Raw genomic sequence first — 24,047 nt, forward strand, 5'->3', positions numbered from 1 at the left:
CCCGAATCATGGTCAGATCGTGCCGATGTCTTCGTCGAGGTCCTCATCGAGGTCGGCGTCGAGACTCACCTCATCGAGGCCCTCTTCAGCTTCAACTTCCTGTTCGACGTCGATCTCTTCCTCGGAGATCTCTCCCGCCGCCATCTCCTCCATCATCTCCATCTCTTCGCTGTCTTCGGTCCCCATCTCGACGTTCATCACATCGATGTCCAGCCCTTCCTGAACCTCCTGCATGATCTCCATGTCGAGGTCGAACTCGACCATCTGATTCATCATGTCCTCCTGAACGGACTCGACGTCGACATCACGTTCCCGGATGATCTGTTCGATTTCGGTCGTGTCCCCATCGTGCATGTCCTGGAGTTCGCGCGCCCCTTCTACGCTGACGACCGTCCCGAGGACAACGCTGTTTTTCTGGTACTGCTTCTTCTTTAGTTTGTACTTCTTTTTCGCAATCTGTGCCTTCTTCGCGTAGCTTTCCCGCTCGATTTCGTTCGTCTGTGCTCCCTTCTGGAGCAACTCCTTGTACTCGTTTGCATACTGATTCATCTCCTGTTCGATCCGCTTGCGCTGCTTGCGGAGTTTGATCTTGTCCCGACGGAGGTCCTCGTCGTTGTAGACTGCCTCATCAAGCAGGGAATTGGCCGATTCACCGAAGTAATCCTGTACCCAGTTGCGAACTTGCATGGTTGGTGTGTATGTTTGGATTGGCAAATTACTTTGCACGCGATCCATCAGATCTCTGGTTCAAACACCAGCAGCGTCCCGAGCACGCCCAGCACCGAGCCAGCGGCGGCAGCCAGCACCAGCAACTTCATCTCCGAAACGGTGACCGTCAGCATCTCCTCGCCGAACGTCGCCTCGGCGTAGATGATCGCTGCGCCAACGAGTACGCCGCCGAACGCCCCAGCCGCGACCCGCTGTTCCATCAACTTGTACACGCCCAACACGAGGGTCGCAGCGACGAGGAGGTTCAGTACGAACGCGCCTCCGATCCAGAGTGTGATCGACATGGCTTTGTCAGCTCACGTGACCAACATCCGTGTCTACCCACTTAAATTTACCTACTATCTGGTTCTTCTACTGAATATCCATTTTGGAGAAGAATGTGTATCGAATATTCACACTCGTAGACGATCAATAGGCCGACAAAGTGGGGTATAGCGACCCGTTTGTGCGCTGTACACGACCGAGCGTCGTTGAAAGCGACCACTGTGCCCACAGACTGCTTGCCTCCGATTTGGAGAAAAGCTTTAGTTATTGGCATCGGAGATATAGAACAGAGATGAGACAGTCAGGTATGCGGACCCGCGCAGTCCGGTCGATCGGGGCAGTCGATCGACGTGAGAGGTGGCGGTCAGTGCAGGTGTTCGCCCATGAGTGGTGAGTCAGATGAGGAGTACCTGTTCGTGGTCGACTACAAGTCGGACGCCGAGCGCAAACGCGTCGAGTATCTGTTCGAGAACGCGGACGGCGAGATCGAGTCGCTCGAAGGGCTGTCACGGATTGCGCACGATGTCGACCACGAGGCCATCTACGAGCAGCTCGTCTCGAAGGTCCCCGACGAGCAAGTCACGGCGTATCGTCTCGAACCGGTCGACATCGCGGCCGAACCCGAGCGCGTCACCGTCGAGCAGACGATCGACGCGGCACCCGAAACCGTCGAGACGTTCGTCGAGTACATGCTCTCGAAGAAGAAAGCGGTCCTCCAGTCGTCAGCACGCAACGTGTACGAAGTCTACACGAAGAAAGGCCGTGCGGAGATCAGCTACGAACTCGACGGCGACGGCGGCGGGACGGTCGCCAGGATCCGGATCGACGGCTATCCGCCAGCACCGTCGTTTCTCGCCGAGTTCTTCGAGACCGAACTGACAGATTATGCGGAGAGCCAATTATGACAACGTTCACCGACCGATTCGACGAGTTGACTCACGAAATGGAGGTCCTCCTCGATGAGGACCTCGCGTCGATCCAGAAGATGCCCGAACAGACCCGGCTGGAACGGTACAACAGTCTCAAATCCGACGAGGAGGAGTTCGTCTGGGAGTTCGCCAAGGAATTCGATCAGCTGACCGGCAGCGAGCGCGAAGACGTGCGGGCGAAGTTCAGACTCGCGCGACTGCTGATCGCGGCGAGCTTCTACGAGGAAGGGTCGCTCCCGCGCGCGATGCGCGACGATTTCGTCGAGACTGAACTGCAAGCCGTTGTCGACTTCGAGCGCTACAAGCGCTTCGACGTGCTCACCGAAGAAGAGATCGAGGCCAAGATCCGCCGGATGGACGGCGAAGTGTACGAACTCGTCACCGAGTACACCTCGACTCAGATCGCCAACATGGACGAGCTGATGGACGAACCGGACGTCCAAAGCGACGTCATGCGAAAGCTTCTGGACCGCTATCAGGAGCGTTGCGAGAAGATCCGACAAGGGTTTTTCGTCTACGTCGAGACCCACGGCCTCGAACACATGGTCGAGTCTATCGAGGCGGCCGTCCAAGCGGTCTCGGAGTCGGCCGACGAGCGTGAGGCGATCCAAGCAGAGCTCCGTGAAGAGATTCAGTCATTGTCTGAGTCACTGGAAGCCGACTTTCGACAGCAACAGCGTACATTCGAGGCACAGCTCCAGCAGGTCGAACACGAGATTACCAGCCAGACCGTCGATAGCGAGCAACTTCAGTCGGAACTCCAGCGCCTCGAACAGCAGGGCGATTCACTTACCGAACAGCAGGAGGTGCTCCTGGAGGAGTTCGGCGAGCGGATCGAACGCACGTCGACACTGGAGACGCGTCTCTCGACAAAGATCGAACAGCTCGAGGAGGTCCAACGCCAGACCAGAGAGGAGGTCCGCAAGGCCGCCCGCGAGGAGACGACCGCCGTCGTCGAGGAGGAACTGGCTGCGTTGCGCGAGCAGCGCGAGCAGCTCCAAGCGGAGATCGACACGCTCGAGCGCGAACGCGAGAGCATCGAGGTCGCCCGCGAACGTCTCGGTGAGAAGCAACAGCGCCTGTCCACCGAAGTCGATGGCCTGGCCGAACAGCGTGCTACGATCGAAGACACGACGGAGAAGCTCGACGAAACAGAGGCCGAACTCGCCGAACAAACCGACCGCCTTGCTGACGAGCGCGACGAACTCGCAGACACACGCGACCAGCTCAAGGACCGGCAGCGAGACCTCAAATCCGAGGTCGAGGACGCCCAGCAGTCGCTCAGCGCGGGCGACAACACGCTACCGGACCGGGCAATCAGCACTTCAATGGCCCGACTGCTGGAGATGGACTACGTCGGTCGCTTCGACACGTCGATGCACGACGCCGAATCGGTCGTCACGACCGACGGGACCGTCGAGATCCCGGACGGGTACTGGGCCGATCGAAGCGAGCATTTGAACGATCAAGTCCGACTCGACCAGTTACTCGACGCCGACGGCACGCCCGAGAAATATCCCCTCGACCGTCGCGCCAGATATTTCGTCACCGGTTCGGGACTACTGGGATTGCGGTCACGCCGGAAGATGGTGATCGAGGCGGCGATCAAGTCTAACCTTGAGGCCCACGCGACGAACGGTTTCGACGCTGCGCCCCGCGATCTCGACGATCTGCTCAATGTGGTCAACGACGCCGTCTACGAGGCTCAACAGAACGATTATCACTATCTGTTGGGTGTTGCCTCACCGACGGGCTGGACCGACCGGGTGATCAGACAGGTCGAGGGCGGGAACGTAGCACGATCACGGTACTCCCGCCATCTCAGTCTGGTGCTGGTCGATCTCCAGCACGGCGACATCTACTACGACGATAGTGACGAGATCGCCAGCGAAAACAGCGATCTCTACGAAATTCCCGTAACGGCCGAGCGTGTCGATAAGGCGGTCGACGTGATCCGGTCGAACTACATCGAGGAGGTGGGGATCGATAGCGTCCTGCTGGAAGAGGTCGTCGAGGAGCAGGGATTCGACGTCCGTGAAACCAAGGAGGCCTTCGACCGACTTGCGGAGAGCGGAGTGGGCGAACAACTGCATATCGACGAGTACGGGCTTGCGCTCGACGTCTCGTGATAAATTCTGACAGTGAAACGAAAGCCAAGATTCGCAGTGATTACTGTCAGTCTGTTCTGGATCGACCGCACGAAGGGGTGCAGTCGGACCGGTAAATCGTTGCAGTAACGACTATCAAGCGTGCTTGCCGACAGTGGGGCAGAGCCAGCAGTGATCGACGAGATGGGGTTCTGGAACTGCGGTCAGTGGATCGAGACACTCATACGGTCGGTTGTAAGTCTGTTCCAGATCGATCGCATCCGTTATGCGATCGTACCGGTAAATCGTTACAACCGACCGTATCAGCTATTGCGGGCCGAATACGATCCCGATGCCAAGCGCACCACCCTGCGACTGCAGAGACCTCACGCCGGTGAACGATACGTGTAAGGCCCCGGAAACCGAATCTATGGCTAATGGACGCGTCCGGTTCCACGCCGCCCGAGGCCGACTCGTCGACAAATAACGGGGACGAAGCGGGCGACGGGACGAGCACCGAAGACGATGACCGCTCGACGGAGCAGCTCCGCGAACGGGTCGAACAGAAGTACGACTTCGAGGACTTCGGCCCGCGAGATATGGCCGAGATGACCGCCGAGGAGTGGGAGGCGGCGTTCGACGCCGACAGCTGGATCACTGGCGACGAACTGCTCAACCGCGTCGAGGCCGACCTCAAACAGCGGGTGCTCGATCGGGACGTCTTCGCCCGGATCGAACGCGGCGACGAGTACCTGCTGGCATACTCCGAGGCCGGCTTCGCGCTGGTCTACCCTGACGGCAGCGTCGAGGGCGAAGGAACGGTCCTGCGGGACGTCAAGCCGGTGATCGCGCTGTGCTCGATGGACGACTACGAGGTCCCGGACGTACCCGACGGCGAGGTGCTCCCCGAGCCACAGGATGTGCCCGAGGGCGGCAGCGAACTCGGGAACATGATGGTCCAGGTGATCGCCGTCGTGCAGCTGCTGGCCGGCGTGATCCTGTTCGGTGCCGGGATCGTCCTCGGGCTGGAGCCGATCCCGCTCGTCGCCGGGCTCGGATTTTTCGTCGTCGGTGTGGGGCTGCTGTTCGTCGTGGCCAACGCCCGACTGTCCGATCGGTTCCGCTCCGAGGAGTTTCGGGACCGCCTGCGAGCGGTCAACGTCGGCGGCGAACGCCCGGACTTTCTCCCCGTCGACGAGGACGGCAACCTGACGACCGACCGACTCGACGGCGACTCCGAGAGTGTGCTTCCGCCCCGACCGGATCGCGAGGAGTGATCGTACGTCTGTTTCGTATCGATCGCAGGCGGTCGGAGCGGTACGACAACCCGTGTGATGCTGTCGGTTACCGGTCTGTGACAGCATTCGCCATATCGGGACAGCGAATCGTCTCGAAACGGCACCGTCAATATATGTTATAAATGCCGTGTGAATCGCTACCGCTGAACTATATACCCGAGTGTTTGGGCCACCTGTGCGAAAAGAATATATATTGGATTGTGTTGCGGTCCCGATTTCCCCCATATATCGGGGGTTCCGGTGGCTTTATACAAAAAAGAGGCGGAGGGTGTGGTACATGCACAGGCGGGACTTTCTCCGGACGGCCGGCGGTGCGGCCGGCGGGGCGGGCGCGCTCGCGGCCAGCGGGTCGGCGACCGCCCAGGCCGCCGAGCAGCCGGATTACGGCGGGTATCTGGACAGCGCGAACGGGTTCGGCGGCTCGACGACTGACCTCCGGGGCCAGGAGGAGGTCACGATCGCCGTCGGGGCCGGCAGCGACGGCTACGCGTTCGATCCCGCGGCCGTGTGGGTCGATCCCGGGACGACCATCGTCTGGGAGTGGACCGGGGCGGGCGGCGATCACAACGTCGTCGGCGAGAGCGTCGAGTTCACCTCCGGCGATCCCGTCGGCGAGGAAGGCTACACCTACGAACAGACCTTCGCGGAGTCCGCCGTCGTCACCTACTACTGCAGCCCACACGAGAACCTCGGCATGCTCGGCGCCGTCGCCGTCGGCGACGACATCCCCACCGTCGAGGTCGAGGCCGGCGGCGGCGCACAGAGTCCCGAGGAGATGGGCGTCCCCTTCCAGCCACATTTCGTCGGTATCGCGACGTTGCTGATGATGGGTGTGACGTTCATCTATACGTTCTTCTTCCTGAAGTACGGTGAATCGGCCCACACCAGCGGGGGGCGAAACTGATGTCCTCGGGCAGCACCTACGGCGACATCCACCGCTACGAACAGCCCCGGGAGAGCCCGGCGGCGGCGCTGGCGATCGTCCTGTTGACGATCGTCGAGATCGTCTTCGTCGGCCTGTTCACCTTGGGACTGCTCAACGGCTGGGGCCGGAGCGCGGAGGGCAACATGTTCCTCGGCGGGGTTCTCGGTGTCATCTTCATCGACCTGTCGTTCGTCCTGCTGTTGTACCGCAAGGAGTTCCTGCCGGACGTGATGATCGTCAAGAAGCGCCGGCGCAAGTGGGAGGATCTGTACGTCCGCGAGGAGGACGTCGACGGGACCTCCGTAACTGACGGGGCTCTCGAGAACGCAAAACGCGCGCTCTATCCCTACTACAAACGATAACCATGTCCGCAGACGAAGACAAGTATCCGAGCGAATCGGGACGACGGCGGTTCGTGAAAGGCGTCGTCGGCAGCGCCGCTCTCGGGACGGTTGCGACCGGGACCGCGGCGACTGTCGAGGTGGCAACCTCCGCCGCCGGTGCTGGCGGCGGGATCACGGAATACTTCGCCATCGAGAACACCGACGGGCCGGCCCCGCGCGGGATGCCGATCATTCCCGTCGAGATCAGAAACGACAACGAGATATACGGCCGCTGGCCCGAACCGGAAACCCAGACGGTCCAGGGTAAGGAGGTGACCGTTGCCGAGATGGACGTCGGCGGGACGACCTACAGTACTACCTGGTTCCAGTACTGTGGCGTCCAGACCTACGAGGGCATTCAGCCCGACGCAGACCAAGATAACGCATTCCGCTCGGCCGGTGGTACCTACGACTGGCAGGCCGACGTCGACGACGGCGCGGTGCTGACGCTGGATATGTTCGACGACTACGAAGGGTGGGGCAACGGCATCGGACAAGACGGCCTCGGCAAGCCGGCGGTGGCGAACTGGCGCTCGGACGGCGACGTCCAGACGATCCCCGTCCAGGTCATGCGCAGCCCCGAAGTGAGCAAGATGATCGCGGGCGAAGGCAAGTACGCCTCGCTGTCGGGCGAGGCGCGAAGTTTCCTGGAAGCGGCGACCGAAAACGACGTGATGGCGTGGCTCAACAAGTGCACGCACTTCTGCTGTGTGCCCGGGTTCAAAGCCTTCGGCGGCAGCGCCCGCTTCGGCGGTGAAAACTCCGTGTACTGCCAGTGTCACCAGTCGATCTACGATCCCTTCAGCCCGGTGAGACGGACGTTCACCGCACTGCCACGGACCGAGTGATATCATGAGTCTCGAACGCAAAGACGACCACGATCACAACGCCTGGCTGGAGAACCGCGACGACCTCTCGCACATCGAGACCGTCTACCTGACTGCGCTGATGTGGCTCGACAAGCGGCTTCGCATCGTCGACTACCTGGAACTGCTCGAGGACCTCTACTACAAGGTCAACATGCAGATGCCAAAGAGCCACACCGAACAATACGGCCTGGACAACAAGTTCTGGTACTGGTACCCGCTGTACGCGCTGGGATCGTTCTCGACGCTGGCATATATCGTCGCGGCGATCTCGGGTGCGCTGCTGGGCTTTTACTACACACCCGGTGCCGGCGCGAGCGAGTCCGCGTCACTGGCCTACACCCAGATCGAGTTCATCATGATGGAGCTGAACTTCGGGTACTTCCTGCGGAGCCTCCATCGCTGGTCCGCGCAGGTGATGGTCGCGGCCGTCTTCCTGCACATGCTCCGGGTGTACTTCACCGGGGCCTACAAGGAACCGCGCGAACTGAACTGGCTGCTCGGGATCGTGTTGATCAGCCTGACGATGGTCTTCGGGTACACCGGCTACCTGCTGCCGTGGGATCAGCTGGCCTTCTGGGCCGGCCAGATCGGCGTCGAGATGAGCCTCTCGATCCCGCTGATCGGCGAGTGGGTCGCCCAGTTGCTGTTCGGCGGCTTCACGCCGAACCCGGCGACGCTCCAGCGGATGTACATCCTGCACGTGTTCTTCCTGCCCTTCATCGTGACGACGCTGATCGCCATCCACATCGGCATCGTCTGGATGCAGGGCATCGCGGAACCGCACTGATCACACATGACTGACGACACAGACACCACGGACGAACGCACCGACGGCGGCGAGACGGGGATCGTCCCGCCCGACGACGAAACCCCGACCTGGAGCGAGCGCAAGGCGCGCAAGCAAGGGCTCTCGCGGCTGACCTACGAGTACTTCGAGCGCGCTCGACGCGAGGATCAGGATCTGCGCCAGCAGTCGAGTTACGTCGAACGGGACGTGCTCGGCTTCCCGGCCTGGCCCCACGAGATGGTGCGCAACCTCTCGCTGGCGAGTTTCTTCGTCGGGATGATTATCGTCCTCTCGGCGACACTGCCGCCACACATCGACGCGCCGGCCAACCCCAGCAGTACACCGGCGGTCATCCTGCCGGACTGGTATCTCTACTGGTCGTTTGGCCTGCTCAAACTCGGCTTTCTCAATCCCGACCTGTCGCTTCTAGGCGGCGAGAAGCTGATGTCCGACCGGACCTACGGCGTCGTCGCGAACCTCGTCGTCGTCGGGATCGTCGCCATCGTCCCGTTCCTGAACAAGGGCAGCGCGCGCCGGCCGGTCGAACAGCCGTTCTGGGCGTCGGTCGGCGTCGCCGGCGTCGTCTTCGCGTTCACGATCGCAGTTCTCTCGATCAAGAACCTCGTTCCGATCGAAGAGGGGCTGTTGAACGACCTGACCTTCCTGTTGCCGGTCGTCGCCGGGTTCATCAGCTATACGGTGTTGAAGTCGATGCGCGAGGGCTACATGTTCAACCTCAACCGCCGGTACTACCGGCTCAGACCACCCAAGTAACTATGAGCAGCGATACACCACCACGGCGCACGTCCGACGGATCGGTCGTCGTCCCGATGCGCGTCTACAAGGGGATCACCGTCTTCTCGACGCTCGTCGCGACGGGACTGGTCGTGTTCGGATTCTTCATGTTCGACGCGGCCACCCGGCTAGACAACCCGATCCGCGAGGCGGCCGTCTGGACGGTCGGACTCACCGGATGGACGCCCTCGGTCGGCGCGGTCAACGTCGCCTTCGGCCTGCTCGGGATCGGGGTCATCGTTCTCGGGGCCGGATCGTACGTCCTCGGCACGCGGTTCAAGACCGCCGAGATGGTCGACAGCGAGCGGCGAGACACCACTGCGGACTCACAGGAGGCACACGACGATGGCTGACGAATTCGCGAAAGGATTCGGGATTCTGATGACGGCTGGACTGGGCTGGATGATCATCGCGGGCTGGTACCAGACGCCGAGTTTTTCGGGCGCACAGCTGTTCGGCGAACGACCGTCCGATCCGGGCGTCTACGCCGAGCTCGCGCTGACGCTCGGCGACGCGCTGTTCTGGTTCGCCGCCTTCGGCGCGCTCGCGTTCTGGCTCGTCATTCCGGCCGGACGCAAGCTCCGGGCCGAGATCGAATCACGCTCCGGGTGACCTACCTATCAAAAGTTAAGGCCCCACATCCCGAGACACTGCATATGGCTGTCGACAGAGAGACTCCTCCGTCGGAGATCACGACGCTGGTCGGTCGCGAGGTCTACTCGAACAACGGCGTTTTCGTCGGCGAGATCGAGGATCTGCGGCTCGATCTCGCGACCGAGAACGTCACCGGGCTGGCGCTGCACCAGCTCAACCAGGAACTGTTCGATCAGGAGATCAACCGTTCGCGCGGCGTCATCGTACCCTACCGGTGGGTGCAGGCCGTCGGCGACATCGTCATCGTCAACGACATCGTCGAGAGACTCAAGCGCCCCGGCGAAGACGAGTCCGACGACGATGTCGTCGCCTGACCGCTAGCTCCCGTTCGAACCGTCGCTCTCGACGCCCATCGCCTCGAACAACTTCGTCTTGACGGCTTCCTCGGTCAGCGACAGCAACAGGTCGCGGTTGTCCTCGGTCGATTCGATCCCCGTGAAGATGCCCAGCGGGATCTCGACGCTCGCGTCGGTCGAGTGGCCCGCTGCCTCGCCGATGTCGGAGAAGGCATCGCCGAGAACGTTCCCGATGTTCAGTCGGATGTCCTTCGAGCGTGCGGCGAGATAGATCGTGTCGTCGACGATCCCGAAGACGGCCGTCGTCGTGATCCCCTCGAGGTTGAGCAGTTGCTGGGCGGCCTGGGTCAGCGCCTCGCGGTCGCGGATGAACCCCGCGTTCGATATCAGGTGACTCCCCCGGACGTCGCGGTTGCGGATCGCCTCTGCGAGCACGTCCAGCGTCTCGGGGCTCATCGACGGCGATTCGACCTGCTCGAGCGTGTCGTGATCGGCGAAGGGGTACAGATATGCCGCGGCCGTCAGGTCTGCTGGCGTGGTGTCGCGCTTGAAATCCAGCGTCTCCGCGCGGATGCCGTACAGCAGTGCGGTCGCGACTTCCTGACTGAGATTTAGATCGAACTCCTGGACGTACTTCGTGAGGATCGTCGAGGTTGCCGAGACGTTCGGGCGGATGTCCGAGAAGTCGGTCTCGATTTCGGCGTCCGGTTCGCGATGATCGATGACGATGTCGACGTCCGTCTCGGGCATCAACTCCGTGTCGCCGGTCTTGGAGTAATCGACCAGCGCGACGGTGTCGTAAGTCTCGAAATCGACCTCGTTTCGCGAGACGAGTTCGATCCCGAGGAGGTTGACGAACGCCCGGTTCTCGTGGTGGCCGATCTCGCCCTCGTAGACGATATCGGCCTCGATATCCCGATGTTCGGCGATCGCCTGCAGCGCCGCAGCGCTGGCGATCGAGTCCGGATCCGGGCCGCGATGGATCAGGATCGCGAGCCGCGATTCGGTACCGTCGATGAGTGCCGCCAGCTGTTCGGCCCGGTGTTCGAGTTCGCCGGTCTCCAGCGATCGAAGCGCCGAGTCCGCGATCACTGCCGAGGGGTTGATGACGACATCGGCTCCCAGTTCCGTCAGTTCGTCGGCGGAGACCGGATCGGACGCTCGGGCGACGATGAAGTGATCGGTCTCGGCCGCTCTGAGCGTCTCCGTGGCCGCCTTGTTCGCCTCGACGTCCGAGGAGAGGATCAACACCGCGTCGCGTCCCTCGACGTGCTCGACGATCTCGGGATCGCGGATGTCGCTGACCTGCGCGTTGAGGTCCTGATCCCGGAGCGCCTCGACTCGTCCCTCGTCCTTGTCGAGAATGAGCACGTCCTTGCCCTCCTCGACGAGTTCCTCGGCAACCGCGTGCCCCACGCTCCCGCAGCCGAGAATGGCATACGAGGACATCGACGCCATCGTAGTCCCGGTACTCATGGTGTCTTGTCTGTTGGCGTCGAGACTCTTATAATCCGGACTTTCGCCCCCGAGATGGACACGTCGGGTCCGGTGTGTGTCACCCGAAGTAGGTGGTCGGAAGAGCCAGACCGGAGACGGATCGTCGTATCGCGCTGATCACGGTGTGATCGATCCGGAAGACGACTCGGAGGGATAGCCAGTGTCACGAGTTCGATTCCGTGAACGCAGAGGATTTACGACCGCACCGGCTACGTCACGGCGATGAGCAAGCCGAGCCCCGAGGTCTACGAGCGGGGGAAGGGAATGGACGCCCACAACCAGGTGATGCGGGAGATCCGCAGCCGCAAGGACAAAAGTTACGACCCGACCGAGCCGACCCGGGTCTGGCTCGACGAGGACAACACGCCGGACGGGATCGTCCGGAGCCTGACGATCGTGCTCAACACCGGCGGCTGTCGGTGGGCCCGCGCCGGCGGCTGTACGATGTGCGGGTACGTCGCCGAGTCGGTCGAGGGCGGTACCGTCGCCCACGAAGACCTGCTGACCCAGATCGACGCGACGCTTGAGCACGAGCGTGACAACGCCGACGAACCCGCCGAGCAGGTCAAGATCTACACCTCCGGGAGTTTCCTCGACGAACGCGAGGTCCCGGCCGAGACCCGACAGGCCATCGCGTCGGCGTTCGCCGACCGCGAGCGGATCGTCGTCGAAAGTCTGCCGGACTTCGTCGACCGCGGGAAGATCGCCGACTTCACCGACGAAGGACTGGAGACTGACGTCGCCGTCGGCCTCGAGACCGCGACCGATCGTGTCCGCCGCGACTGCGTGAACAAGTACTTCGAGTTCGCCGACTTCGAGGAAGCCGCCGCCGAAGTCCGGGCGGCCGACGCCGCCGCCGAGGACGCAAGCGTGGGCGTGAAAGCCTATCTCCTGTTGAAGCCGCCGTTTCTCAGCGAGTCCGAGGCGATCGAGGACATGAAGCGATCGATCCGCCGCTGTGCGGGCGTCGATGGGTGTCACACCGTCTCGATGAACCCGACGAACGTCCAGAAGTACACCGAGGTCGAGCAACTCTACTTCGAGGACGGCTACCGGCCGCCGTGGCTCTGGAGCGTCGCCGAGGTGCTCGAATCGACGGCCGACGAGGACGTCATCGTCGTCTCCGATCCGGTCGGTCACGGCTCGGATCGGGGCCCGCACAACTGCGGGGAGTGTGACGACCGCGTCCAGAAGGCGATCAAGGACTTCAACCTCCGGCAGGACCCGTCGGTCTTCGAGCAGGTCTCCTGTGAGTGCGAGCTGACCTGGGAGGCTGTCGTTGAACGCGAGACCGGGTACAACCTGCCGCTTGCACGGTGACGATCGCAATAGGGTCGCTTTTCCGTTCCCGTCGTCTACGGACGGCCAATGAGCCAACCCTTCGAGAATCTCCCGACGACCCCGCGATCGTCGGAACTCATCGATAAGGCCTTCTCGCGGGCGGCCCGTGCCGGACGGGCCAAGGACGGCTTCGACGCCCAATCGTCGATGCTCCAGACGGCCGCGAACATCTGCTCGGACAACCTCGAGAACGTCGTCACCGAGTGGCCCGACTTCGACGGTCTGGACCCGTTCTACCGCGACCTCGCCGACGCCGTGCTCGCCGGCGAAACCGCCATCGGCAGCGAAGATCAGCGCGGCGTCGACGCCCTGCGCCAGCACCTCTCGGAAGTCACCTGGGCCTCCCGAAAGGCCGCCGACATCCGCGGGGAGTACCACACGAAGCTCCGCAACGCGAGCGACGTCGATCACGCGCGCAAGCTTCGCAAACAGGCCTTCGCCCGGCTGGCTGACGTCGTCGAGCAGGTCGAGGACTCGCTGCTGGCGATCGCCGCCGCTCGCGAGGCTCTGCGAGATCTGCCGGACATCCGCCCGGACGAACCGACGATCGTGGTCGCCGGCTACCCCAACGTCGGCAAGTCCTCGTTCGTCAACAGCGTCACCCGTGCCTCCAACGAGATCAACTCCTATCCGTTCACCACCACTGAGATCCACGTCGGCCACGTCGAGGATGACCATATCCGCTATCAACTCGTCGATACGCCGGGGCTGCTCGATCGCCCGCCCCAAGAGCGCAACGAGATCGAGTCCCAGGCCGTGAGCGCGCTGGAGCATCTGGCCGACGCCGTGCTCGTGCTCGTCGACGCCAGCGGCGAGTGTGGCTACCCGATCGAGGTCCAGCTGGAGCTGCGCGACGCGCTGTGCGAGCGGTTCGCCGAGGTGCCCGTGCTGACGGTCGCGAACAAGGCCGATCGCTCCCGGGACGTCGAAGCCGACCACTACATGAGCGTCACCGAAGACGAGAACGTCGAGACTGTTCTCGCGGCCGCGATCGAAGCCGTCGACTACGAGCCCGAGCTGCCTTTCGAGGAGTGACGGAAGAGACACACTCATCTCGACACGTGTGACCACCAGATACTGGCCTCGACAATCGTGACTGCTTTGACCTGGGACGCCGAGAGACCCTGTATGGACACAGACGTTTCCCAGTCGACGGTCGGCGGGACAGTACAGGCCCCGCCGTCGAAGAGTTACACACACCGGGCGATTCTGGCGGCCGGCTACGCTGAGGGCGCGACGGTGCGGGATCCGCTGGTCAGTGCCGACACAAAGGCGACGATGCGCGCAGTCGAAGCCTACGGCGGCAGTGTCGAGCGACACGACGATCATCTCGAAGTTGACGGTTTCGACGGGCTTCCCGATGTCCCCGACGACGTGATCGACTGTGCCAACAGCGGGACGACCATGCGGCTCGTGACCGCGACGGCCGCACTCGGCGACGGGCTGACGGTCCTCACCGGGGACGACTCGCTCCGATCGCGTCCGCAGGGTCCGCTACTCGACGCTATCGACCAGCTCGACGGTCGGGCGGAGAGCACCCGGGCGAACGGTCAGGCGCCGCTGGTCGTCGGCGGTCCCGTAGCGGGCGGGTACGTCTCGATTCCGGGCGACGTTTCCTCTCAATACATCACGGCCCTGCTGATGGCCGGCGCGATCACCGACGAAGGGGTCGAGATCGGCCTCGAAACCGAACTCAAGTCCGCGCCGTACGTCGACATCACGATCGAAGTTCTGGAGGCGTTCGGCGTCGAGACCGAATCGATCGCCGACGGGTTCACCGTCGCGGGCGGACAATCCTACGATCCCGCCGGCGGCGAGTACACTGTCCCCGGCGATTTCTCGTCGATCTCATATTTGCTCGCGATGGGCGCGCTGGCCGCGCCGGACGGGCTGACTGTCACCGGTGCGTATCCGAGCGCGCAGGGCGATTCGGCGATCGTCGACGTGCTCCAGCGGATGGGTGCGGACCTCACCTGGGACCGCGAAGCGGGCGAAATTCACGTCAGCAAGTCCGATCTCACGGGCGTCGAAGTCAGCGTCGCGGACACGCCTGACCTCCTGCCGACGATCGCCGTCATCGGGGCTGTCGCCGACGGGACGACGACGATCGTCGACTGTGAGCACGTTCGATACAAGGAGACTGACCGCGTCGCCGCGATGGCCGAGGCGCTCTCCGCGATGGGCGCGTCGATCGAAGAGGAACACGACACGCTGACGATCCACGGCGGTGACAGCGATCTCGACGGGACGACCGTCGACGGCCGAGCCGATCACCGGATCATCATGTCGCTGTCGGTCGCGGGGCTCGTCGCTGACGGGACGACGACTGTCGAGGGAATCGAACACGTCGACGTGTCGTTCCCCCACTTTTTCGATGAACTCGACGCACTCGGCGGCGATGTGACAACCTCACGCGCCTGACGCGATTCGAGACACACGCCCGTCGCTCCGAAAATCCTGTCGAACGAATTGAGTTGGGAATACGCGAAACGCAGCTGCTCAGTATCTCTAGCCAAACATCTGGCGCATAATCCATGTTTTGGGGACACACAGGGAACCCAACAGCGGTGAATATCGACATCCGACTCAGTAACAGCGGCTTCTGAAAATCCTTACTTCGCGGGCCGTCGTAAATGCCGATAATGAGTCACGAGTGCGACGATTGCGGACAAGAGTTTGACACACTCTCACGGCTCCGCCTGCACGATTGTCCCGGCAACCAGCCTGCCGAAGCGACAGAGAACTCCACGACTGAGACGACAGACGCATCTACTGGAACCTCGCTTGATGATTCCGGCCTTGACCGAGAGAAACTCGAACGCGAGTACCCCGACGTAGTTGGAGACCTGCCCGAACTCTTTGACGACGCGCGCGAGGGGGATCTATCAGCTCTGTTTCGTGCAATTGCCGAATACGAACGAGTGCTGGCGAAAGTCTTCCGCGGCGACGCACCGGGCGGCGACGAGCTCCACCGTGACCTCTTGTTCGCCTACTACGAACCGCTCGCCGATGGACTTGCTGCCGCAGCGGAGACGAACGGATGGGACGCACTCATTGAATTTGCTGACGCCTATGATCCGCGCGAACAGGACGCGCTCCCTGAAGTCGGGCACGTCATCGCCAATGCACTCGGCCGCTCGGTGATTCGGACCCGCCAGGACGACGGCGTCGATGCTATCCCGGCTGCCGCGCTGGCGTTTCTCGGTGCGATCCCTGAGTATGTTGACGAGCACCACGTCGCGTACGAGGAGTCGTACACCTACGGCTGGGGGATCGGCCATCCCGAGTATTCCGTCGCTGACCAGCTCCTCGCGCTCGCTGAAGACGAACCAAAGTTCGTGAAAATCACGCTGAACACGGCGTTCTACGTAGATCAGCACGCCGCCATCGACGTGTTAGAGACGCTCGTCACCGACGATGAAATCTCCGGCACACGCAGTACCCTTGGGTTGGAAACCGACCTCACGGAGTTCTACTTCCAAGCCGTCGCCGACCTCGAAACAGAGGCACTGCTCGGGCCCCACGCCCCGCCGTACTGGGACGAGGACGACGACCTCCCTCGCGTCGTTGATGTCGATCCCGACGTGAAACAGCGGATTCGAGCCCTTGCCCACGAGACCGGTGTTGCTGACGGGCTTCCCGCCGAGTGGGCACTTCGAGACCTTGAGCCAGGGCCGATGTCGGAGATGCTGGACATGATGAGCGCGAGGGACGATACTCCCTGATCAGTCCAACGGCCCCACACGATTTTATTCGTTGCTCGCCTCACTCGACCTATGTCGTTCAGTGTCTCGTGGCACACGCTTCTTGACGAACTCGATGATCTCCCGGAGGATGCTACACTGCTCACGCCGCTGTCACACGACCGCTTTCGCGTGACCGACGTACAAGAGCAACGAGTGGTCATCGAGTTTCTCGACCGCGACATTGACGAGTCGCGGCCGCTCCAACGGGACCAGTTCGAGACGCTGTACCGCCGACTCACTGACGAGTATGATGGCTTTGACCTCGACAGGCTCCCGCCTGACGCCGACCCGTACCCTGCGGTGCTGTCTGTGCATCCACGGTTCGAAATCGACGAAGACCAGGGTGTGCTCGTCGAGAAAGAAGGCCCGACGGCCAGCCAACTCCTTGACGCCGAAGACGAATCCACGACTGTGGAGGACCGAACTGAGCCAGAGCTGGACGTGTATGCTGATGCGCTGTTACTCGTGGATGCCCTCGAACGTCACGAAGTCGAGGTCCTCGAGGACATGGAGACGGACGCGCTGGTCAACCTCTATACGCTGCTCTCGGACGTGCAACGCAACGCGAACGACCTCCGGCAGGACGTGGCCGACGTGCTGTTGAACCGCCTCCACCACGACCGGCCGGTGAGCGGGCCGTTCGGTTCCGTCCAGCGAACCACGCGGCGCAACCGCTCACTCAAAGACGACGACGAGGTGCTAGAAACCCTCGAAGCGGCTGGCATCGACCGCGAGCGCGTTTTGGGCGTGGATCGTGACAAGGTAGACGACGCCTTGGACGTCACCGAACTGTCGGAGAGCGACGTGTACGAGATCGAGCAGTCCGAGTACGTCCGCAAAGCCGAGGTAGACGAGGAACGCAAGGAAACCCGGCTTCAGGGACTCAAAGATCAACTTGCTGCCGCTGAGGGTGACGAGGCCGAGGAACTCCGCGAGGAGATCGAAGACCTCGAAGATCGCATCGAGGAGTTGACCGAGTTCAAATCGGGTGCATCGTTTCACACCCGCGCCGGGGGTGAGCCATGACCGAGCGCGACGAGGAACGAGAAGAGCGCATCAAGATGGAGATTATCGTGGACGCTTATACTCAGGACGAACAGGCGATGGGTTGGCATATCTATCTGGAGGAGATGATGGACTTCCCCTTTGAGGTGCGCTGTATCGACGAGCAGGAGGTCTCACCGCTGGAGGAAGGGGAGACAGTTCGTGTGATCGGTAAGCCATCATCGGAGCCGTCGCTCCGCCAGCAGTTCGTCACCATCGAGTGGAACGACCGCGAGTTCGGTGTCCCACTGAGCCAACTGGAACCTGTCGAAGCCAGCGCTGACACTGAGCAAGCTGTCGCCGACTGGCACTACTGGCTCGAACGATAGCCTCACCAGTGTGTTGGGTTGCGAATTCTCTGCTGAGCGTTCACGGTTTCAGCCAGTTTCGACGGTCTACCCTTCGATTCTCACCTTGACCGACCCACCGAACCCTATCAGAAACCAGGACTACCAGCGATCAGCTGGGAAATCAACTGGAAACCAGCTGCGCTGCCTACTGATGGCTGTGACGTATTCCGGTTAGATATATAAATATTTGAGTTTGCCGGAATTCCGGTTAAGTATATAAGATAGCGCGATAACCTAGACATCATGCTGCTGGAGCCCCCAGACAGGGATCGCGGATTCAAGAAAGAACGCATCCATCGCGTCCTGCTCAACCATCCAGACGGCGAGCTTAGCCGCTACGAAATCACACAACAAGCCAACGCCTCAACCTCATGGGCTTACGACTACCTCGACCAACTCGAGAACGACGCCCTCGTCGAAGACACGGTCGTTCTGGACCCGCGAACGCTGTACGACCGTTGGCGCGAGACTCGGATCCAACCCAACACAATCCAGGTTTCCCTCCAACAGCCCCTCGATCGCATCCAAAGCACCGGACTGGACTATGCGCTCACAACCGACGAGGCCGAACAGATCCATCAAGGATTCCTGTTCCCCTCGACAACCGCCGTCTACGTCCATGAAGCCGACATCGAGGAGTGGCTTGAGATGATCGAACAGTCGGGGCTAATTGGCGGCGGGAACACGGAACTTCGCGCCACCGACGAACACGTCTTCTACAACGCCCAGACCGTCGAAGAGATGACGACAGTCTCCATCCCACAGCTGATCGTTGACTTGCTTGACTCGGACGGTCCCGCCGTTGAAGCGGCCAATCGCCTCATGTCCCGCCACCACGGGTTAAACGATGAGTAGGGCCGACCGCAGCCAATACACAGACGCGGTGACGCAGTATTCGGAACGCGAACTGCAAGACATCCTGACGGTCGCGGAGCCACCTGTGTGTCTCCTCGGTGGCTGGGCCGTCCACATCCATGTGACCGACGCGTTCCAAACCCAGCAAGGCCGTCGCTACATTGGCTCCCGGGATATTGACATCGGTGTCCACATTGACCCTGAGTGGACATCTGAAGAGCTGTCAGAGACGCCGGTCGCCCTGACGCTCACCCGTATCGAGGATGACCTTGAGTATAACCGCGGGCGCTTCGGTTTCTACCAACAGTTTCACCGCGAGACGGGTGATCGACTCACTGATGCGGACGCCAGTGAACTGCCACCTCACGAACTGTTCCGTGTAGACATCGATGTCATTCCTGACACGACGGCGTTGGACGCGTTCGAAGACCGGTTTGGGTTTCGGCCGCCTGCCGAGCCGCTGCTCAAACCGGTGTTCCAGCACGGAGTCGGTGACCCGCTCTCCGACTACGTGGACTGGGACGTTCCGGACGGGGTTGGGATTGCCCCGCCAGCGGCATTAGCGGCGATGAAAGTTCGGGCGTTCCCGGATCGAGACAAGAGCCACAAGCGCCTGAAAGACCTGGCAGATCTTCACGCGTTGCTGTGGTACGTTACCGACTACGAGGAAATTACGGCAGCAACCCGGGAGAGGATTACGGCGGATGACATCGCGGGGTTTGAGCAGGCACTCACAGACGGAGAGTACGACCAGGCAGCATCATTACTCCAAGTAGACTCCACGACCGTTCGACAGTCAATTGAACGATTTTTGCAGTGAATCGTGATGCGTCCTCCATCTTGACAGGGCGTTTGGAGGAGTCGGCCCAGACGTGAAGTGATCGGCGGAGCCACTGCTCACTATGGCGCGACGCTCCGAAACCTGTCCCAACTGTGGCCACAGCTTCAGCTACAACGAAGCGACCGGGACCGGCCCATCAGAATTCATGAACGAAGGCCAGTGTCCCAACTGTCGGTACTTCCCAACCGGCGTAATCAGCGGAATTGAATCGCCGAGTTAACAACGAGAAAGTGTCTGGATCTGGATGTGTTCAAGATCCCCGATCCAGACGGTTACCTTTCGGCATCGGACGTGAAAGACGTAGCGGAAGAAGTCATTACTCCACTCCCGTTGCCGGGTGTCGAGGGGAGCCCCCTCGACCCCGGCGACATCTGGCTCGTCGTCATCTTGGCTTGCGTCAACCAGACCTCGATTTGGGAAACCTGCAACGACACCAACGGAACGCCGTGTGACGACACTGTCTTCACATGGCTCCATACGCTCGACCGAGCGTGGCTCGAGTTCGTCGCTAACCGTCTGCTCGGACGCCTCGCCATGACGATTCTCGACCCTGACCGGTCGAGAATCGTCTCCATCGACTTCATCGATAACCCCTATCATGGCGAGCACTACGCCGACGACGGCGAACTCTGCTCGATGGCTCCCAAGGACGGGACAACTACCTGCCACCGCTATTGCACGGCCTACGTCGTCTCCAACGAGAAGCCGGTGACGCTGGCGATGACGTATGTCCGCAGTGACGAAGATGAGGCTGACGCGGTCGAGCGCGTGCTCGCCCGCGTCGAGAACTACCCCTTCGAGATCGACCTGCTGCTTGCCGACAGCGGCTTCTACAACGAGCGCGTCATCCGCCGTGCTCGCGATATCGCCGCAACGGTCGTCCACGTTCCGAAGAAGGGCGAGCGCATGAAAGACAAACTCGACGTCCACAAGTCGTACATGACGACCTATCGCATGTACAAAGACAGCGAGCGGGAACTGCGCTTCCCGCTCGCGGTCGCTGTCTCCTACCAGAACGGTGATCGTGGCAAGCACGGTGAGGTTGTCCGTGGCTACGTCGCGTGCGGCGTTACTGATCGCTCGGCCAAGCAAATCGAACGCCTCTACAGGAAACGCTCTGGCATTGAAACAACCTACCGCTTACTCCGGCAAGCACGCGGGATCACGACGACGCGTGATCCTGTCGTGCGGTTTGCCATCATGTTGGTCGCAGCATTGCTGGAGAACCTGTGGCTCGTGCTCAGGTGGGCGGTCGTCGCCCGCCCGCGCCGGGGCGGGCGCGACCTGCCCGAGGAGTTCACATTCAAGACGTTCCGTGACTGGATTCGGCACGAGCTGGAAGAAGAGTTACGACGCCGGTGGAAAGTCAAAGCGAACGGGGTTGGTGTGCGGGCGTCACAGGCAACGGCCGCGGGCTGACCGGGGTCAGCCCACGGCCTGTTCACTGGGCGGTGAGCGACAGCTGTCGGCAGACACCGGCGAGATTTGGTTGCTATCGTCTGTTCGGAGCGGTGAATCGGAATCATCTCGATCTACACCGCGGGAGCAGCCGAAACTGATAGTCAAATCATACAGAAAGTGACTTTTTCGGGCCGTTCAGACAGGCCCCTCTCGACTCATTTGGGAAGTAACGGGTATACCAGTTCAGCCGCACCGCAATTTCATTCCTGAGCCGTGTCTGCTTCCTCTTTCCCGGCACGTTGTCAAACAGTTGCTCGACAGCCTGCGGCTTCAGTGCGAGGACCGCATCACCGTCCCGTGTCCCGTCTAAATCTAGCCCAGCCGTAGTGTGTTGTCGTTTGTACTCTGAGGTCGATGCGTGCACGTCGAAATCATCCTTCAGATTGATATCACTCTTGTCACGACAGGGGTGCCCGTGCTCGAGCTCCAACCGGTCGTGCATCTGATCGTTCTCGACAACCGAATAAAATGACTGGACTGACCGATAGTAACTGTCGATCGTCGTATCCGACTGATCCGTGATCGATTGGATATACCCTATGACATCCTCAGTCACTGCCGCAAGCGGATCAATACCCCGCTGCTCGCAATAAGCCAACCAGTACCTGACTTCCCTCCCGCGAGTGTCCGACGTCGATCCTTTGGTGCCCTGCTTCTGCGACTTGAGACTGTCTAGGTATAGGCCCAGAAGTTCCTCATTCTCGGGAGAAATCTGATTTTCGTCGGGCGTTGCAAACTGCCCTTTGTCGTTTCGCTTCGTCATAGAGTCATCCAATGCCGTGTACCATCAACGACGATACTCTCCACCGACAGGGTCGATCGTTTCTCGAGGTAGATCAGTGCCTCGCGCACCAACGGCTCCGGCTCATTCAATACGTCAGCAACCTTTTCTGCCGATCCATCGATGTCACCCTTCTCGGCTACCTCTGCGGCGCTCAAGAGTTGTTCCTGCGCCTTTTTCAGTCGCAAATCCTGAGTGTTCGTCGTTGATTCTGCATCCGCTGGCGGTTCGGGTGCCGCAGGGAGTTCTTCATACGCATCCATGGCCGTCGATTCGACTTGCTCCTGGGAGTACCCCTCTGAGACCATCATCTCGTCAATTTGGTTTTGGAGGGCCTCGGTCCGGTTCTCAACTTCCTCCATGGCCTTCTGATGCATCTGCTCAGCTAATTCGACTCCATCAGCTTCGACTCCCCCGTAAGCACCCAACTCAGATTCGTGTACGTACTCGTCTCTAATTTCTCGATCAACCGCGCGACGAACCAGCGTCGTCAGCGTCTCCCCTTCCTCGAGTGCCTCCCGCCACTCTTCTTTCTTCTCGGGCGTCACCCGCACATTCAGTTTGACTTTCTTCCGGTCGCTCACACCCGCAGCTACTCACACTAATAAAATAAATCTAGGGTCCCAGCGGGTCCCCAGTTAACCGAACATCTGGCGCATCATGGGGTGCATCTCCATGAGCTGTTCTTCGGCGATCTCCTCGTAGAGCTTGTAGGTAATCGAGACAGTCAGCAGCAGCCCCGTTCCGGAGACGCCACCGATCGTCCCGAGCATGTTCGCGCCGACGGCGAGCAGGCCAACGAGTGCACCGCCGATGACAGTCACCTGCGGGATGTATCGTTCGAGCACCTTCTCGAGGACGCCGGGGTTCTGCCGGAACCCGGGGATCTGCATCCCGGAGTTCTGGATCTGCTGGGCCGTCGCTTCCGGCCCCATGTCGGTCGTCTCGACCCAGAAGATGGCGAAGATCGCACCGCCGATGACCATGAACGTCAGGTCCACGGCCACCCGCAGCAGGATCTGCCAGACTTCCGGACTCCCGGTCGGTGTCGTGACGAACCACATCCAGTCCTGGCGCGTCTGGATCGGAGCCAGGTAGTAGAACAACCCACTGATGGGCTGGCCCTGCGCGTTGTACGCACCGACCCAGGCCGGCAGCGAGGCCTGGGAGTTGAGCAGTTGCCCGATGAACTGGATGTTCTGCTGGAGCGCCCGCACGAGGATCATCGGCAGGACGCTCGCGTAGATGAGTTTGACCGGGAAGCGCCCGCGTGCGCCCTTGACCCGGGCGTGACTCAACGGGATCTCGACCCGGACGGACTCGGCATAAACCACGATCACGAAGATAAGGATCGTCGTGATGATCGCGAGGATGCCCGAAATCTGTCCGCTCCCGCTCTGGAACCCGAAGAAGAGGTTCTCGGCGGTGACGGGTAGATTGCCGAGCGCCATCCGAATATACGCCGGGATGATACCGAGCGTCGCCCCGGGGAGTGCCTCGATAGCGATGATGCCGCCGATGAGCCGCTGGCTCACGCCGGCGATGATGAACAGCCCGACGCCGCTGCCGACGCCCCACTTGCTGATCACCTCGTCCATGTACAGGATGAGAACACCGCCGACGAACACCTGCCCGAACATGAGCATGTTCACGCCGAACGTGCCGCCCGGGAACGTCTGTGCGAGCGTCTCACTCGCCGGCAGGAAGTTCCCGGCGAACACCATCGGGAGTCCCGTCAGCACGACCATCGCGATCACAAGCAGCTTCTGCAGCCCCTGATAGAGGATCTGATCGCGGGGGTTGTTCTGGGTGTCGAGCCCCAGCAGGTTCGCACCGCCCAGTAGTTGCAGGACGATGCTCCCCGTGACGATCGGGCCGATACCGAGATGGACGATCGTCCCCTGTCCGCCCGCGAGGATCGATCGGAAGCGGCCGAACGCGTCGCTACCGGCACCGCGCTCGAGCCCGAACAGGAACACGTTCGTCAGGAAGAAATACAGGACCAGGACGCCCGCAGTCCAGGCCAGCTTCCGTTTGAACGGCACGTGTCGGTCGGGCCGCTCCACGGAGGGCATGCGGGTGAGCACCGGTTCGGCGGTGTCCTTCCAGCTCATC

General features: G+C 61.4%; 26 protein-coding genes. 20 read left to right on the forward strand and 6 right to left on the reverse strand.

What is annotated here, in order from left to right:
* Positions 1-12 precede the first annotated feature (12 nt).
* Both HSR122_RS05170 and HSR122_RS05175 read right to left on the reverse strand, forming a co-directional pair.
* Entirely contained in the window at positions 13-687 is a 675-nt protein-coding gene (locus HSR122_RS05170) for a hypothetical protein (RefSeq protein ID WP_229111705.1), read from the reverse strand.
* Between the two features lie 47 nt (positions 688-734).
* On the reverse strand, positions 735-1,013 hold the full coding sequence (locus HSR122_RS05175; protein ID WP_229111706.1) for a hypothetical protein: 279 nt from the start codon (positions 1,011-1,013) through the stop codon (positions 735-737).
* Between the two features lie 363 nt (positions 1,014-1,376).
* On the opposite strand from HSR122_RS05175, the gene HSR122_RS05180 reads away from it, so the two are divergent.
* The 11 genes from HSR122_RS05180 to HSR122_RS05230 all read left to right on the forward strand — a co-directional run bounded on the left by HSR122_RS05180 (position 1,377) and on the right by HSR122_RS05230 (position 10,034).
* Positions 1,377-1,898 carry a hypothetical protein gene (locus HSR122_RS05180; RefSeq protein ID WP_229111707.1) on the forward strand — a complete coding sequence of 174 codons (522 nt, stop codon included), beginning with the start codon at positions 1,377-1,379 and terminating at the stop codon, positions 1,896-1,898.
* A complete protein-coding gene (locus tag HSR122_RS05185) occupies positions 1,895-4,051 on the forward strand; it encodes a coiled-coil domain-containing protein (RefSeq protein WP_229111708.1) in 2,157 nt (718 codons plus the stop codon). The genes HSR122_RS05180 and HSR122_RS05185 overlap by 4 nt, the downstream gene beginning before the upstream one ends.
* Before the next feature lie 395 nt (positions 4,052-4,446).
* Positions 4,447-5,286 (forward strand): DUF7319 domain-containing protein, encoded by an 840-nt coding sequence (locus HSR122_RS05190; RefSeq protein ID WP_229111709.1) that lies wholly within the window; start codon positions 4,447-4,449, stop codon positions 5,284-5,286.
* Between the two features lie 298 nt (positions 5,287-5,584).
* A complete protein-coding gene (locus HSR122_RS05195) occupies positions 5,585-6,211 on the forward strand; it encodes a halocyanin domain-containing protein (protein ID WP_229111710.1) in 627 nt (208 codons plus the stop codon).
* Complete coding sequence (locus tag HSR122_RS05200; protein WP_229112182.1) at positions 6,208-6,594, forward strand: DUF7318 family protein; 387 nt, start codon at positions 6,208-6,210, stop codon at positions 6,592-6,594. Before HSR122_RS05195 ends, HSR122_RS05200 begins: the two co-directional genes overlap by 4 nt.
* A 2-nt stretch (positions 6,595-6,596) precedes the next feature.
* Positions 6,597-7,463 carry a ubiquinol-cytochrome c reductase iron-sulfur subunit gene (locus HSR122_RS05205; RefSeq protein WP_229111711.1) on the forward strand — a complete coding sequence of 289 codons (867 nt, stop codon included), beginning with the start codon at positions 6,597-6,599 and terminating at the stop codon, positions 7,461-7,463.
* Positions 7,464-7,467: 4 nt separating this feature from the next.
* Entirely contained in the window at positions 7,468-8,271 is an 804-nt protein-coding gene (locus HSR122_RS05210; RefSeq protein ID WP_229111712.1) for a cytochrome b, read from the forward strand.
* A gap of 6 nt (positions 8,272-8,277) precedes the next feature.
* Positions 8,278-9,045, forward strand: a complete 768-nt coding sequence (locus tag HSR122_RS05215; protein ID WP_229111713.1) for a cytochrome b family protein — start codon at positions 8,278-8,280, stop codon at positions 9,043-9,045.
* A gap of 2 nt (positions 9,046-9,047) precedes the next feature.
* Positions 9,048-9,419 (forward strand): DUF7315 family membrane protein, encoded by a 372-nt coding sequence (locus tag HSR122_RS05220; protein ID WP_229111714.1) that lies wholly within the window; start codon positions 9,048-9,050, stop codon positions 9,417-9,419.
* The gene (locus HSR122_RS05225) at positions 9,412-9,678 is read left to right on the forward strand and encodes a DUF7314 family protein (protein ID WP_229111715.1); all 267 of its coding nucleotides are present in this window, start codon (positions 9,412-9,414) and stop codon (positions 9,676-9,678) included. Before HSR122_RS05220 ends, HSR122_RS05225 begins: the two co-directional genes overlap by 8 nt.
* A 44-nt stretch (positions 9,679-9,722) precedes the next feature.
* Positions 9,723-10,034, forward strand: coding sequence for a PRC-barrel domain-containing protein (locus HSR122_RS05230; RefSeq protein WP_229111716.1), 312 nt, complete (start codon positions 9,723-9,725; stop codon positions 10,032-10,034).
* Between the two features lie 3 nt (positions 10,035-10,037).
* Here the strand turns inward: HSR122_RS05230 and HSR122_RS05235 are convergent, their stop codons facing one another.
* Positions 10,038-11,492 (reverse strand): DHH family phosphoesterase, encoded by a 1,455-nt coding sequence (locus tag HSR122_RS05235; RefSeq protein WP_229111717.1) that lies wholly within the window; start codon positions 11,490-11,492, stop codon positions 10,038-10,040.
* 243 nt (positions 11,493-11,735) lie between these two features.
* Between HSR122_RS05235 and HSR122_RS05240 the strand changes: the two genes are divergently transcribed.
* The 9 genes from HSR122_RS05240 (at position 11,736) to HSR122_RS05280 (ending at position 21,109) form a co-directional block, all read left to right on the forward strand.
* A complete protein-coding gene (locus tag HSR122_RS05240) occupies positions 11,736-12,833 on the forward strand; it encodes an archaeosine biosynthesis radical SAM protein RaSEA (RefSeq protein ID WP_229111718.1) in 1,098 nt (365 codons plus the stop codon).
* 48 nt (positions 12,834-12,881) lie between these two features.
* Complete coding sequence (locus HSR122_RS05245; protein WP_229111719.1) at positions 12,882-13,889, forward strand: NOG1 family protein; 1,008 nt, start codon at positions 12,882-12,884, stop codon at positions 13,887-13,889.
* A gap of 93 nt (positions 13,890-13,982) precedes the next feature.
* Complete coding sequence (gene aroA, locus HSR122_RS05250; protein ID WP_229111720.1) at positions 13,983-15,275, forward strand: 3-phosphoshikimate 1-carboxyvinyltransferase; 1,293 nt, start codon at positions 13,983-13,985, stop codon at positions 15,273-15,275.
* Between the two features lie 221 nt (positions 15,276-15,496).
* Positions 15,497-16,579: a hypothetical protein gene (locus HSR122_RS05255; protein ID WP_229111721.1), complete on the forward strand. Its 1,083-nt coding sequence runs from the start codon at positions 15,497-15,499 to the stop codon at positions 16,577-16,579.
* A 51-nt stretch (positions 16,580-16,630) separates the two neighbouring features.
* Entirely contained in the window at positions 16,631-17,626 is a 996-nt protein-coding gene (locus HSR122_RS05260) for a DUF2800 domain-containing protein (protein WP_229111722.1), read from the forward strand.
* Positions 17,623-17,973, forward strand: coding sequence for a calcium-binding protein (locus tag HSR122_RS05265; RefSeq protein WP_229111723.1), 351 nt, complete (start codon positions 17,623-17,625; stop codon positions 17,971-17,973). The genes HSR122_RS05260 and HSR122_RS05265 overlap by 4 nt, the downstream gene beginning before the upstream one ends.
* A gap of 264 nt (positions 17,974-18,237) precedes the next feature.
* Positions 18,238-18,849, forward strand: coding sequence for a hypothetical protein (locus tag HSR122_RS05270; RefSeq protein ID WP_229111724.1), 612 nt, complete (start codon positions 18,238-18,240; stop codon positions 18,847-18,849).
* Positions 18,842-19,669, forward strand: coding sequence for a nucleotidyl transferase AbiEii/AbiGii toxin family protein (locus tag HSR122_RS05275; protein WP_229111725.1), 828 nt, complete (start codon positions 18,842-18,844; stop codon positions 19,667-19,669). The genes HSR122_RS05270 and HSR122_RS05275 overlap by 8 nt, the downstream gene beginning before the upstream one ends.
* 267 nt (positions 19,670-19,936) lie before the next feature.
* The gene (locus tag HSR122_RS05280; RefSeq protein ID WP_229110974.1) at positions 19,937-21,109 is read left to right on the forward strand and encodes an ISH3 family transposase; all 1,173 of its coding nucleotides are present in this window, start codon (positions 19,937-19,939) and stop codon (positions 21,107-21,109) included.
* Positions 21,110-21,257: 148 nt separating this feature from the next.
* Here HSR122_RS05280 and HSR122_RS05285 read toward each other — a convergent pair whose 3' ends face one another.
* The 3 genes from HSR122_RS05285 to secY are packed head-to-tail and all read right to left on the reverse strand — an operon-like array spanning position 21,258 to position 24,046.
* Complete coding sequence (locus tag HSR122_RS05285) at positions 21,258-21,914, reverse strand: hypothetical protein (RefSeq protein ID WP_229111726.1); 657 nt, start codon at positions 21,912-21,914, stop codon at positions 21,258-21,260.
* A complete protein-coding gene (locus HSR122_RS05290; protein ID WP_229111727.1) occupies positions 21,911-22,516 on the reverse strand; it encodes a hypothetical protein in 606 nt (201 codons plus the stop codon). Before HSR122_RS05290 ends, HSR122_RS05285 begins: the two co-directional genes overlap by 4 nt.
* A 54-nt stretch (positions 22,517-22,570) precedes the next feature.
* Positions 22,571-24,046: a preprotein translocase subunit SecY gene (gene secY / locus HSR122_RS05295; protein ID WP_229111728.1), complete on the reverse strand. Its 1,476-nt coding sequence runs from the start codon at positions 24,044-24,046 to the stop codon at positions 22,571-22,573.
* Position 24,047 lies beyond the last annotated feature (1 nt).

It is taken from the genome of Halapricum desulfuricans, from assembly GCF_017094525.1.
In the GTDB taxonomy this organism is placed as follows: domain Archaea; phylum Halobacteriota; class Halobacteria; order Halobacteriales; family Haloarculaceae; genus Halapricum; species Halapricum desulfuricans.